12 protein-coding genes and 1 tRNA gene are annotated in these 12,661 nt (G+C 40.9%); 8 read left to right on the top strand and 5 right to left on the bottom strand.

Annotated features, from left to right (window positions below):
* Window positions 1-61 precede the first annotated feature (61 nt).
* Complete coding sequence (gene tsf, locus F887_RS05515) at window positions 62-937, top strand: translation elongation factor Ts (RefSeq protein ID WP_005145469.1); 876 nt, start codon at window positions 62-64, stop codon at window positions 935-937.
* Window positions 938-1,033: 96 nt separating this feature from the next.
* On the opposite strand, the gene F887_RS05520 is transcribed toward tsf, so the two are convergent.
* The 5 genes from F887_RS05520 to F887_RS05535 form a co-directional block, all read right to left on the bottom strand.
* The gene (locus F887_RS05520) at window positions 1,034-1,492 is read right to left on the bottom strand and encodes a copper resistance protein NlpE (RefSeq protein ID WP_005295686.1); all 459 of its coding nucleotides are present in this window, start codon (window positions 1,490-1,492) and stop codon (window positions 1,034-1,036) included.
* A gap of 108 nt (window positions 1,493-1,600) precedes the next feature.
* The gene (ykgO, locus tag F887_RS18345) at window positions 1,601-1,726 is read right to left on the bottom strand and encodes a type B 50S ribosomal protein L36 (protein ID WP_081401646.1); all 126 of its coding nucleotides are present in this window, start codon (window positions 1,724-1,726) and stop codon (window positions 1,601-1,603) included.
* A gap of 145 nt (window positions 1,727-1,871) precedes the next feature.
* A tRNA-Gly gene (locus F887_RS05525) sits at window positions 1,872-1,947 on the bottom strand.
* 62 nt (window positions 1,948-2,009) lie between these two features.
* Window positions 2,010-3,431 (bottom strand): cysteine--tRNA ligase, encoded by a 1,422-nt coding sequence (gene cysS, locus F887_RS05530; RefSeq protein ID WP_005295683.1) that lies wholly within the window; start codon window positions 3,429-3,431, stop codon window positions 2,010-2,012.
* 108 nt (window positions 3,432-3,539) lie between these two features.
* Complete coding sequence (locus F887_RS05535) at window positions 3,540-4,946, bottom strand: purine-cytosine permease family protein (protein WP_005295681.1); 1,407 nt, start codon at window positions 4,944-4,946, stop codon at window positions 3,540-3,542.
* Window positions 4,947-5,320: 374 nt separating this feature from the next.
* On the opposite strand from F887_RS05535, the gene F887_RS05540 reads away from it, so the two are divergent.
* The 7 genes from F887_RS05540 (at window position 5,321) to F887_RS05570 (ending at window position 12,653) form a co-directional block, all read left to right on the top strand.
* On the top strand, window positions 5,321-6,298 hold the full coding sequence (locus F887_RS05540) for a KpsF/GutQ family sugar-phosphate isomerase (RefSeq protein WP_005295678.1): 978 nt from the start codon (window positions 5,321-5,323) through the stop codon (window positions 6,296-6,298).
* Between the two features lie 3 nt (window positions 6,299-6,301).
* Window positions 6,302-6,841, top strand: a complete 540-nt coding sequence (locus F887_RS05545; RefSeq protein WP_005295676.1) for a KdsC family phosphatase — start codon at window positions 6,302-6,304, stop codon at window positions 6,839-6,841.
* Window positions 6,842-6,880: 39 nt separating this feature from the next.
* A complete protein-coding gene (gene lptC, locus F887_RS05550; protein ID WP_005295674.1) occupies window positions 6,881-7,432 on the top strand; it encodes an LPS export ABC transporter periplasmic protein LptC in 552 nt (183 codons plus the stop codon).
* Complete coding sequence (lptA, locus tag F887_RS05555) at window positions 7,416-7,964, top strand: lipopolysaccharide transport periplasmic protein LptA (RefSeq protein WP_005145580.1); 549 nt, start codon at window positions 7,416-7,418, stop codon at window positions 7,962-7,964. Before lptC ends, lptA begins: the two co-directional genes overlap by 17 nt.
* Window positions 7,964-8,710, top strand: coding sequence for an LPS export ABC transporter ATP-binding protein (gene lptB, locus F887_RS05560; RefSeq protein WP_004652734.1), 747 nt, complete (start codon window positions 7,964-7,966; stop codon window positions 8,708-8,710). The genes lptA and lptB overlap by 1 nt, the downstream gene beginning before the upstream one ends.
* 335 nt (window positions 8,711-9,045) lie before the next feature.
* Entirely contained in the window at window positions 9,046-10,533 is a 1,488-nt protein-coding gene (locus F887_RS05565; RefSeq protein ID WP_005295672.1) for a TolC family protein, read from the top strand.
* A complete protein-coding gene (locus tag F887_RS05570; RefSeq protein WP_005295671.1) occupies window positions 10,530-12,653 on the top strand; it encodes a type I secretion system permease/ATPase in 2,124 nt (707 codons plus the stop codon). The genes F887_RS05565 and F887_RS05570 overlap by 4 nt, the downstream gene beginning before the upstream one ends.
* Window positions 12,654-12,661: the final 8 nt, after the last annotated feature.

Below are 12,661 nucleotides of genomic sequence, written 5' to 3'. Positions count from 1 at the left end.
GAGTTTCTTTGGGCCGTTTTTGTTGAACAGATTTATTTTCTACCGATTTTAGGAGATCAACATGACTGCAGTTACTGCGAGCATGGTAAAAGAATTACGTGACCGTACTGGTCTTGCAATGATGGAATGCAAAAAAGCATTAACAGAAGCAGGCGGTGACATCGAACTTGCGATTGATAACCTTCGTAAATCAGGTCAAGCAAAAGCTGCTAAAAAAGCAGGTAACATTGCTGCTGATGGTGCGATCACTATTATTCAAAACGGTAACAAAGCAATTCTTGTTGAAGTTAACTGTCAAACTGACTTTGTTGCTAAAGACGAAAACTTCAAAAACTTCTCTGATAAAGTTGCTGCTGCTGCACTTGCTGCTGGCGAAACTGATGCTGCAAAAATTGCTGAACTTAAACTTGAAGACGGCGCAACTGTAGAAGAAGCGCGTGTTGCACTTGTTCAAAAAATCGGTGAAAACATTCAAGTTCGTCGTGCTCAAATCGTTGAAGGCGAAAACTTGGCTGTTTACAAACACGGTTTAAAAATCGGTGTTGTTGTTTCTTACACAGGTGATGCAGACACTGGTAAAGGTATTGCAATGCACGTTGCTGCGTTCAACCCAGTTGCTGTAAATGCAGAAGCTGTTCCAGCTGACTTGATCGCTAAAGAGAAAGAAATTGCTGAAGCGAAAGCGTTAGAATCTGGTAAGCCAGCGAACATCGTTGAGAAAATGGTAACTGGTTCAGTTGAAAAATACTTGAACGAAGTTGCTCTTGATCGTCAAATGTATGTAATCGACAACGACAAGAAAGTTGCTGACGTATTGAAAGCAACGGGTACTGTTGTTGCTCAATTCACTCGTTTTGAAGTGGGTGAAGGTATTGAGAAGAAAGCTGAAATGAGCTTTGCAGAAGAAGTTGCTGCTGCTCAAGCTGCTGCGAAGTAATTCGTATCTTCTAAAAAAACCCAGTCATTGTGACTGGGTTTTTTTATTGCCTGCTAAAATCTCATTTTGACTTATGGATTTTTAAGGCACCACTGATTATTCAGCTTCTTTTTTAAGTTCGTATTTCTCTGCTAATTCGCCTGTGATCTCTTTGCCTTCAGTATCTAAAGCTTTTAAGTAGCCTTCGGCAACAAAGTATTTACGGCCATCACCAGCTTTGTCTAGCTCAATAATTGAGGTGTTTTGGCTATCGAAGTTAAAGCTACCTTTGCTTTCAAATGCTTTGCCATCACCTTTGCCCAGATAAGTCTCTTTTAACTCAAATGTTTTATCTTGGTTGAGTTCAAGCTCGGTTTTGATCCCTTCACAATCTGCGCATGGAACTACACCTGTATATGTACCATTCCAGTCTAATGAGTTTTCTGCAGTATGTGCGCTATCTACAACTTCAGAAGTGGCTGGAGGCGTTTGCTCATCTGTTTTTGGGGTTTCTGCTTTATTACATGCAACTAAAAAAATAGATGCCAAAGAAATTGCGATTAGTGATTTTTTCATCTTAGATATAACCTCATGAAAACAGTAATATCTAAGTTATGAAATTTAAAGGAGAAATGGTAGTAAGGGAATGTAAGGGTTGTTTAATCTTTGGTAAAGCAAGACAAGTTAACCTTGTCTTGCTTTGAAGCGAGGGTTGGATTTGCAAATAACAAATAGCTTGCCGCGACGTTTTACAATCTGGCAATCAGGGCTACGACGCTTTGCGCTTTTAAGGGATGAACATACTTTCATTTTTAAGTCTCTGTTGCTGATGTAATGTTATAATATTACATTAGATAGGCCGTGTAAAGTTTGTCTGATTTTTGGGTGGGGTTGGATAGGGTGGATGTATATAAGAAAAAAGCCCTCATCTTTCGATGAGAGCTTTTTTTGAATCTGGAGCGGGAAAGGAGACTCGAACTCCCGACCCCAACCTTGGCAAGGTTATGCTCTACCAACTGAGCTATTCCCGCAATAGGACGCATTATAGAGAGTTTCATTCAAGTGTCAACTCTTTATCATGCCAAGTGTTGAATTAATCAGCACGTCGCCAAATTGTACCTTGACGCGTATCTTCCAAAACAACACCTTGATCTAATAAAGACTGACGAATGCCATCTGCTTGAGCAAAGTCTTTGGCCTTTTTCGCATCAACACGCTGTTGGATAAAATTTTCAATTTCAGCATCAGAAAGGGTAAGTGCTTCTTGACCAATATCTGATTTGAGGAATTCATCAACGTCATGTTGAACTAAACCAAGAATGTTGGTTAAGTGGCGTAGGGTAGAATAAAGCACAGTAGCTTGCTCAGCTTGTTCGTCTTTAACCGCACGATTCAGTTCTTTGTTGAGCTCAAAAAGTACCGCCATGGCTTCAGCAGTATTAAAGTCATCACACATGGCATTGTTAAAACGTTCAACAAAGCTCTGTTCTAAGCTATCAACAGTTTTTTGGCCATAAACCTGTTGATAGGCTTTAAACGAATGATAGAAACGGCTCAGCGCTGTTTTAGCTTCTTTTAAGGCCACATCAGAGAAGTTTACTGGACTACGATAATGTGATGACACAATGAAGTAGCGAATCACTTCTGGATGGAATTTTTCCATTACATCGCGAATGGTAAAGAAGTTGCCTAAAGACTTAGACATTTTTTCACCATCGACATTGATGAAACCAACATGCATCCAATAGTTTACATATTGTTCACCCGTTGAAGCCTCACTTTGTGCGATTTCATTTTCATGGTGCGGGAACATCAAGTCTGAACCACCCCCATGAATATCAAAGTGATTGCCTAAGCAGCAAGTCGACATTGCAGAACATTCAATATGCCAACCTGGACGGCCATTGCCCCAAGGTGATGCCCAAGCGGGTTCATTTTCCTTGGCATGTTTCCAAAGTACAAAGTCAAATGGGTGTTTCTTCTCAACTTCAACATCAACGCGTTCTGAAGCTCCCGCTTGCATGTCATCCAATTTACGGCCAGATAGACGACCGTATTTATCGAATTTGGTGACTTCAAAATAGACATCGCCATTGGCAGCAGGGTAAGCAGCACCTTTATCAACTAATGTATTGATCATGCTTTGCATCTGATCGATATACTCAGTTGCCTTTGGTGCCTCATCTGGTGCAGCACAGCCTAAGTTAGCTGCATCTTCATTCATGGCATCGATAAAACGTGCAGTGAGTTGCTGGATGCTTTCACCATTTTCATTAGCACGCGCAATAATTTTGTCATCAATGTCAGTGATGTTGCGGATATAGCGAACTTTCCAGCCTTGGCTACGTAAGAAGCGAATGATGTAATCAAATGCAACCATAACTCGAGCGTGTCCGATATGACAGTAGTCATAGACTGTCATACCACAGACATACATATCGATTTGACCTTCTTTGCGTGGGACAAATTCAACTTTTTTACGTTGCTCAGAATTATATAGAACAAAAGGTTGCATAAGGGTTTTCAAACACTCTACAAAAATCGTTATTCATCATAACGTATGCACCATATTTCATAAAGTTATCAGGAGAAAAAAGATGGTTTTGGTTCGCAATATTTTTCTTTATTCAAAACTGAATTTACTGGTCGCTCGAAGCTGGGCCTTTTTGGCAAAGTAATAATAAATCACCGCTGTTGCTAAAATACCGACCAGCCAAGATATATCTATACCACCTAAAGCTGTGGCGATTGTACCCGTAAAAAACTTACTGTGAATAAAGGGGAGTTGTAACAAAACACCCATCACATAGCAGCCAATACCAATACTATTCCAGCGGCCATACTTTCCGTTCGGATCATATAATGCGGCCACATCGCATTCTTCTTTAGAAATAAAATAGTAATCGACTAAATTGATTGCACTCCATGGGATAAAGAAGGTGAGCAAGAACAGGATAAATGCTTTAAAGGTATTTAAGAAGGTATGTTCACCCAAGATGGCGATCATGGTGGAAATAGCAACCATACTGAGTACGATACATAACCGCGTGAGTTTGGAAATTTGATATTTGGGTTTGAAGCTATTCCAAATGGTTGCAATACACATGAAGCAACCATAAGCATTCAGCGTCGATAGAGTGACTTTTCCAAAAGCAATGCTGAAATATAAAAAAGTAATCACCAGAGCAGCTGCATTCATACCCACCACATATTGCACTTCATTTCCGACAAAGCCACCTTGTGAAATCTGTGCAATAAATACCCCTAAAGTCATGGAGATTTGCGAACTGAGGAGTGAACCTAAACCAACAGCCAGAAAGACACGAGTGGAGGAGGTATTTGATGGTAGATATCTGGAATAATCAGCCACATAAGGGCCGAATGAAATTTGCCAAGAGGCTGAAAGCGAAATTGCCAATAAAAATGATGGCCAGCTAAATTTTTGAACTGCCATTAATGCTGAAAAATTTGAATGAGTCAAAATTTGGCTCAAAATAATCAAAAATGCAATGATGCCAATCACACTGGCAACTTTTCCGACCCAGTGGATTAAGCGATAACCAATGGTTGCAAAGATCACAATAAAAGATGCGTAAATTAAAATGCCTGTTGTGCTACTGACATTGATCAATTGTGCGATGGCTTTTCCCGCCAAAACTTCACCTGTGGCTGTAAACCCGATGTACATCAGGCAAACCAAGAGAATTGGAATACAAGCACCATATACCCCAAATTGCACACGGCTTGAAATCATTTGTGGAAGGCCAAGCTTTGGACCTTGTGCCGCGTGTAAAGCCATCACAATAGCGCCAAAACATTGTCCAATAAACAATCCAATAATGGACCAAAACACATCGCCGCCAAGCACAACGGCCAAAGCGCCAGTAACGATCGCGGTTATTTGTAAATTGGCGCCAAACCATAGGGTAAATTGACCAAATACACTGCCATGTCGTTCATGTTCTGGAATGAAGTCAATACTTCGGTTTTCAACAAACTGGTGCTTTTCTTTCTCATCCAATGAGCTCATCTTTTACTCCTGATCCATGAAGCATTGATTGTTATGGAAAATACATGATTTGGTTTTGGTATACTCATGTATGACCTAATCTGTATATGTATATACAACTTGTTTTAAATCCGAGCAAATTTATTTGTGTTAAGAAAGGTAAGCCTTCTGTCCATGGTTAAGCCGTAAATCCTATACGGATGAAAATGACGCAAATTTTGTATTTAACACACATTCGTGATGGTCGATTGACCCTGAAACGCTCTCCATTTTTCATGAAAACTTATACATTTAGAAACGTGTATGATGTGCAAATATGCTAGAATCTCCACCATTCTTTTGATTAAAATCATCTACCATCAGGTGGATAGAGTATTATTTTGAGTCAAACTCATATGTCACAAGCCATAGATTTCCAGAAAAGCGCATTAGAAACATTGCGTGTCGAACAACAAGCAATCGAAGTCCTTGCTGCCCAAATTGATGAACGTTTTGATGTTGCATGTGAAATACTTTTGCAATGCAAAGGGCGTGTTGTGATTACGGGTATGGGCAAATCTGGTCATATTGGCCGTAAAATGGCGGCTACTTTCGCATCAACAGGCACACCCTCATTCTTTATGCACCCTGGTGAAGCTGGGCATGGTGACCTCGGAATGCTAGTACGTGGTGATGTACTGATTGCGATTTCTAACTCGGGTAAGAGTGATGAAATCATGATGTTGATGCCATTAATTAAACATTTAGAAGTGCCATTAATCACCATCAGCCGTGATGATAAAGGGCCGATGCCACAAAATGCAGATGTTGCCCTGACCTTAGGCGAGGCAAATGAAGCGTGTCCTCTCGGTTTGGCACCCACCTCAAGTACGACTGCGACTTTAGTTTTGGGTGACGCCCTTGCTGTTGCATTGTTGGAAGCGCGTGGATTTACCGCGGATGATTTTGCACGCTCGCACCCAGCGGGAGCATTAGGCAAACGTTTGCTTTTGCATGTAAAGCATTTGATGCATACAGGTGATGAACTGCCTAAAGTTCGACCTGATACACCAATGAACAAAGTGTTATATGAAATTTCTGATAAGCGCTTAGGTTTAACCACCATTGTTGATGAAAATGACACATTATTGGGTATTTTCACAGACGGTGATTTACGTCGCATGATTGATCAGCAACAAGGTTTTGACGTCAATCTACCTGTTTCTGAAGTCATGACCAAAAGCCCTTTAACAATTTCTCAGGAAGCCCGTGCGGTCAAAGCATTGGAAAAAATGCATGAGAAAAAAGTGAATCAATTTGTCGTTGTTGACGATACCAATAAAGTGATTGGTGTGATTAGTATGCATGACCTTATTCAGGCAGGAGTAAATTAAGCCATGGCATCTTATGCTTTACAAGAACAAGCACGTCATTTACAGGCACTCGTGCTTGATGTGGATGGAATCTTAAGCGATGGCTTTGTTACTTTAACCAATTCAGGTGATGAGCTTAAATCATTTGATATCCGTGATGGCTTGGGAATGAAACTGGTCCAAAAAGCCGGTATGAAAGTGATTATCATCACAGGACGCAAAAGTCAGATTGTTGAAAAACGTATGTCTGATCTCGGTGTTGATCTGATCTTTCAAGGACGTGAGGACAAAGGCGTTGCATTGCGTGAAGCTTGTGCTCAATTGGGTTTATTGCCTGAAGAGTGTATTTATATGGGCGATGACTGGCCTGATTTATCTGCATTTGCTATCGCGGGTATGAAAGTGACTGTGCCAAATGGACATGAGGAAGTACGCCGTCGTGCTAACTTGGTGACCCAAGCAATGGGTGGCCGTGGTGCGGTTCGCGAAGTATGCGATATGTTGTTGATGGCAAAAGGTGTTTACCAAGAACTGCTTGAAAAATATCTTGCGGTACCACATTAATATAGTGTTGATTTGCTCAAAGGTTAGGTAACCCTGTTTATGGATACCAAAATTTTATATGTTGTTGCTGTTGCCGTCGCTGCTGTCAGTGGTGGTTATTATTATTACAGTGGCAAAGCAAAAAAGCTGGATGTTGATTCTGCAAAGAATATGACTTATTCAGCACAGGGTGTTCATTTAACCCAAACGGATGAGCAGGGTAATTTGTATATCCGAGCAGAAGTCAAACAGTTGCAGCAAAATATGCAATTGAAAACGTCTACGCTTGATCAACTGAATGCAGTGATGTACAAACAGGGCAAACCGGACGCAACGTTTTATGCAAAAAAAGCCAATGGCTATGATGACAATAGTAAAGTCATACTAATTGGCGATGTTGTTGCGACAAAGTTGTCCGATCAGGGAAACAAAATGGAGTTTCATACTGATGAACTCACAGGTTACCCAAAAACCAGAGAGCTTGAAACGCAACATCCAGTCACGGTTCAATCACCGTCAGCTGAGTTTGTGAGTCAAGGCCTCAAGGCTAATTTAAATAATGGTCAATATGAATTTTATAAAATTCGAGGAAAGTATGCGCCAAGTTCTTAATTCTAAATCTCGTTCTACTTTCCTGAAACAAGTCACTTGTGTTGCCGTTGTTGCACTTTCTTCTGCGGCAAGCTTTGCATTGCCATCAGACCGTAATCAACAGCTTTCTTTGGTCGCTGATCGTGCAACATATAACGATAAAAGTGGTGTGACCACTTATACCGGCAATGTTGTGATCGAGCAAGGTACGATGAAGCTTCAGGCTGACTCGATTGTGGCAAATTTAAATAGCAAAAAAGAGATTCAAATTATCACCGCGAAAGGTCAGCCTGCGAAGTTTCAGCAGCAAATGGATGCGAATAAGGGTTTAGCGCGTGGCGAAGCACAGACTATCGTCTATAACGCTGATACAGGTATTCTTACCTTGACGGGTAAGGCTTACCTGTTGCAGGATGGCTCAAGTATTCGTGGTAATAGTTTAAAATACAGCATGAACAAAGGTGATGTTGAAGCACAAGGTTCTTCAAGCAATCGTGTGCAAATTATTATTCCACCTTCAAGTTCAAAAAGTTTTCCAGGGGCGCGTGATTAATGGAACAATCGGTGCAGCAACCACAAACGCTTTGTATTAAGCACTTAGCCAAAAACTACAGTAAACGTTGGGTGGTAAAAGATGTATCTTTTACCATGCAAAGTGGGCAGATTGTGGGTTTGCTTGGACCAAATGGTGCTGGTAAAACCACGAGCTTCTATATGGTGGTCGGTCTTGTTCGTATGGACAAAGGCGAGATTCATTTAGATAACCTTGACTTGTCTGATCTCGCGATGCATGAACGTGCGCGTAAGGGTATTGGTTATTTGCCGCAAGAAGCTTCTATCTTTAGGAAGTTGACGATTGCTGAAAACATTATGGCAATTTTAGAAACCCGTAAAGATTTGAACAAACAGCAGCGCCAACAACGTCTGAATGAATTATTAAGTGACTTTAAAATCAATCATATTAAAGATTCATTGGGAATGAGCGTGTCAGGCGGTGAACGTCGTCGTGCGGAAATTGCACGCGCTTTGGCTGCTGATCCAAAGTTCATGCTGTTGGATGAGCCCTTTGCTGGTGTCGATCCTATCTCTGTGGGTGATATCAAAGATATTATCCAGACGCTTAAAGATCGTGGCATTGGTGTGCTGATTACCGATCATAACGTGCGTGAAACTTTAGCGATTTGTGAGAAAGCTTATATTGTGAGTGAGGGTTCTGTGATTGCAGAGGGCACACCACAAGAAATTCTAGATAATGAGCAAGTGCGTAAAGTGTATTTAGGTGATGACTTCGTCGTTTAAATCAACCGATTGTCACTTTTTAAAGAAGAACCGCGAGGTTCTTTTTTTATGCCGAAATTTTTAAAAGCTTGGCTTGTCTAAATGGAAATATGAAAGTTTTTAAATAATCTATTGATAGATAAATATTTTATAAATTTAATTATCTAGGCATAATCTATAAAAATGTGAACTGATTTACAAAAATATACACATATCTAGCGACGAAATTGTGTGTCGAACGTAGTGTTTTTTATAAAAAAATGCTTAAAATGAAAATGCTGAAATGATAACAATACGAAAAAAATATGAACTTGCAGAACGATATAAAAGTGAATAATGGATCATGGAAAAAAAGTATGGATTTTAAGTGGTTACTTTATGTAGCAACGCTATCTGTACCAATGACACATGCAACAACACCGAGTGAACAGTATCACACTTTAAAGAACAATATTTCTAAGCTTTTTGTCCCCAAAAGTAGTGATGAGTTTAAAGTGGCTCAAATGCAGAAATTGAGTAATTTTTCTGTAGATGCTTCTCTGGGTAGTGATTTGCCTGTTGTTGGTTCTGGGCGTCCGCAAGATATGGTTCCTGCTGCTTTTTGGCAGAATCAAAGGAAAGTATTGAAAGATGCGGTGCAGATTGCAGTACAACGTAATCCTGAAATTTCTCAAGGGATTGCGGCATTGGCTTCGCAAAATGCCAATATTGATGTTGCAAAAGCGGGTTACTACCCACAAGTGGGTGGTGGAGTAAGCACAGGTGACTTGGGTAAAAAAAGTACGCGTGGTCAGCAGTTACTCACCCTAAGTGCCACTCAAATGATCTATGACTTTGGTAAAGTTAAGTCAGGGGTTGATGTCGAAAAAGCTAAAGTTTTGGTTGGGCAAGCCAATGTACTGGTGAAAATTGACGACATTTCCTTAGATGCTGCACAAACCATTATTAATATTCAGCGTTATCAAAAGTTAATCCAAATTGCCAATCAACAGATTGCGGGGATTAAACGTATTCAAGAAATGGCAAACCTGCGAGCAAATGCAGGGATCAGCAGTCAGGCTGATCCAATACAAGCACAATCCTACTTGCAATCGGCACAATCCGCGATGATCGCGCAGCAATCCTTATTGGGCCAATACCAGCAGCATTTATATACTTTGTTAGGTTTTGATGCCCGTAATACACAATGGGCAATTTCAGATGAGTTTGTGAAACAGTCCGATTTATATGCGGCACCGCAGTTTAATACCATTCCACAAATGATTGCAGCACAGGCTGGAATTGAAGTTGCACGTAATCAAAAATTACAGACACAGGTGAGTAATTATCCAACACTCGCTTTAAAAGGTGAGCTGAGTCAGGCATTGCATGGACGAAATCCAGGCAATGATAAAGAGGGTGGCTTTGATAGTGCCATTATGTTTGAGGCCAGCAGTCAGTTCTATCAAGGGGGAGCAACAGCCTCAAAAACAAGAGCTGCCAGTTTTGCTGAAGAGGCAGCAAAAGCACAGGTGAATGCAGTTTATTTAAAAGTACTGGATCAGATCAGAACCAGTCGAGAACAAATTGAAAATAAGCAACGCCAAATGCAGGTGTTGGCAGGACAACAAGCAACAACAATACGAACCCGAGAACTTTATCAAGAACAATATAAATTGGGAACCCGAACTCTGGTCGATCTGCTCAATGCAGAACAAGCGATTCATAGTGCGAATTCAGAGGCAGAAACAGCACGTTACGACATTTACAGCAGTATTGCACAATACATCGCTGCGACAGGACGTTCTCGACAAGCCTATGACCTCAATAATATAAAAATTCAAGGATTTGAGGTACAGCCATGATTACAAAAATAACTTATCAGCCATGGTTACAAGCAATTTTAACCATTGCCAAGCATTATCGAATTGAACCCTCTGAGGAACGGATTCGTTTGCAACTTGACTGGAACCAAAACCAGAATTTGGATGAAGTTCTGGTGCTCATTAGTCGACAAATTGGCTTAAACCTCAGAAAGGTTGCTTTTACCAATGACGTGATCAACCCTTGGAGATTACCTGTTCTTGTCGAACTGGCTGATGGGCAGGTGGGTGTCATTGATAAGGCTGACGGAGCGGGTCATGTCAGTATCCAGCTCAGTGGTGATCAAGGCCTATCACAGAAATTTGCTGTTGGTGCGTTAAAACATATTATCAAGAATGTGTATGTCCTTCGTCCTGAACAGTCTGTTCCTGATGCGCGTGTTGACGAATATATCAAGCCTTTTGAGCAGAGTTGGTTCTGGTCCATTGTGTTGCAAGACTGGAAACGTTATATCGATATCATGTTGGCATCCATGATTGCCAATATCTTGGCATTGGCAACCATCATTTTTTCCATGCAAGTCTATGACCGTGTGGTGCCATCGCAATCCATTCCTACGCTTTGGGTACTGGCGGGTGGTGTACTGATTGCTGCCATTTTCGAGTTTGTACTCAGACTATCCCGTGTTTACATTTCCGATATTATTGGTAAACGTGCGGATTTACGCATTTCAGATCGAGTTTTTGGTCATGCGTTGAGAATTAAAAATAGTGAACGCTCTAAATCGACAGGGACCTTTATTTCACAAATTCGTGAATTAGAAGGTGTACGTGAGTTGGTGACCTCAACAACGATGGGGGCAATTGCAGATCTACCATTCTTCTTCTTATTCCTTGTGATTTTTGCAGTGATTGGTGGCAACTTATTCTGGGTCATGCTGTTGGTGGTTCCTTTAATGATCTTACCTGCGATTTTGGCTCAAAAGAAATTGGCACAGTTGGCACAAGAAGGGATGCGTGAATCTTCGATTCGTAATGCGATCTTGGTCGAAGCTGTACAAGGGATTGAAGATATTAAGCTATTACGCGCTGAGTCTCGTTTCCAAAACCAATGGAACCATATGAATGAGGTGTCGGCTGATATCAGTATGCAGCAGCGGAAAATTGTGGGCATCCTCACGGCTTGGACACAAAAAATTCAAGGTTTAACTTATGCTGCCGTAATTTTAGTCGGCTGTTTTGCGGTGATGAAAGGTGATATGACGACGGGTGCATTGGTTGCTTGTTCGATTTTATCTTCTCGTATGTTGGCGCCGATTTCACAAATCACAGGTATTTTAGGTCGTTTACAACAGGCAAAAGTAGCGAAAAAAGGCCTTGATGAATTGATGAAGAAACCTGTTGATCAGGCCGATCAAGCACATCTTGTCCATAAAGAAGTACTACATGGTGACTACGAACTGAAAAACGTTGCATTTCAATATACGGAAGATGATCCACGACCAAGCCTTGCGATTCCTCACCTTAAAATTCGTGCAGGTGAGCGTATTGCGATCTTGGGACGAAATGGTGCTGGTAAATCAACACTTCTACAAATTTTGTCTGCGATGCAGTTTCCGAATGCAGGTTCGGTGCATTTAGATGATCTAGATATTAGTTTGATTGATCCTGCTGATGTCCGTCGTGATATGGGATTGCTCAATCAAAATTCGCATTTATTTTATGGCACCATTCGTGAAAACTTGACTCTTGGCGCACCTTTAGCGCGTGATGAAGATATCTTGAAAGCCTTAAAAGTCACTGGGGCACTCAGCTTTGTTCATGAGAAGAAAGAAGGTTTGGATCATTTAGTTTTAGAAGGAGGCGTTGGTTTTTCTGGCGGGCAACGACAAGCTTTATTGTTAGCACGGTTATTGATTCGTCAACCGAACATCTTGTTGTTAGATGAGCCTACCGCTTCGATTGATGATGTGGCTGAGAAACAGTTGATTGATCATTTAAGAACGTGGTTAGGTTATCGAACTTTAGTTGTTGCGACACATCGACGTGCTGTTTTGGAGTTGGTCGACCGAATTATTGTCATGAATGAAGGCAAGATTGTCATGGATGGGCCAGTAGACCAAGTTTTACAACAATCATCAATAAAACAAAAAATAGTTTAATATTTAGA

Source organism: Acinetobacter sp. NIPH 2100 (genome assembly GCF_000369805.1).
GTDB lineage: Bacteria > Pseudomonadota > Gammaproteobacteria > Pseudomonadales > Moraxellaceae > Acinetobacter.
Note: the sequence above shows the minus strand (reverse complement) of the source record. Positions and strands in the feature narration are given on the sequence as shown.

Bases quoted from the DNA above. Each gene is read 5' to 3' on its own strand.
- tsf (WP_005145469.1), top strand. From the start codon at position 62: ATGACTGCAGTTACTGCGAGCATGGTAAAAGAATTACGTGACCGTACT.
- F887_RS05520 (WP_005295686.1), bottom strand. From the start codon at position 1,492: ATGAAAAAATCACTAATCGCAATTTCTTTGGCATCTATTTTTTTAGTT.
- ykgO (WP_081401646.1), bottom strand. From the start codon at position 1,726: ATGAAAGTATGTTCATCCCTTAAAAGCGCAAAGCGTCGTAGCCCTGAT.
- cysS (WP_005295683.1), bottom strand. From the start codon at position 3,431: ATGCAACCTTTTGTTCTATATAATTCTGAGCAACGTAAAAAAGTTGAA.
- F887_RS05535 (WP_005295681.1), bottom strand. From the start codon at position 4,946: ATGAGCTCATTGGATGAGAAAGAAAAGCACCAGTTTGTTGAAAACCGA.
- F887_RS05540 (WP_005295678.1), top strand. From the start codon at position 5,321: ATGTCACAAGCCATAGATTTCCAGAAAAGCGCATTAGAAACATTGCGT.
- F887_RS05545 (WP_005295676.1), top strand. From the start codon at position 6,302: ATGGCATCTTATGCTTTACAAGAACAAGCACGTCATTTACAGGCACTC.
- lptC (WP_005295674.1), top strand. From the start codon at position 6,881: ATGGATACCAAAATTTTATATGTTGTTGCTGTTGCCGTCGCTGCTGTC.
- lptA (WP_005145580.1), top strand. From the start codon at position 7,416: ATGCGCCAAGTTCTTAATTCTAAATCTCGTTCTACTTTCCTGAAACAA.
- lptB (WP_004652734.1), top strand. From the start codon at position 7,964: ATGGAACAATCGGTGCAGCAACCACAAACGCTTTGTATTAAGCACTTA.
- F887_RS05565 (WP_005295672.1), top strand. From the start codon at position 9,046: ATGGATTTTAAGTGGTTACTTTATGTAGCAACGCTATCTGTACCAATG.
- F887_RS05570 (WP_005295671.1), top strand. From the start codon at position 10,530: ATGATTACAAAAATAACTTATCAGCCATGGTTACAAGCAATTTTAACC.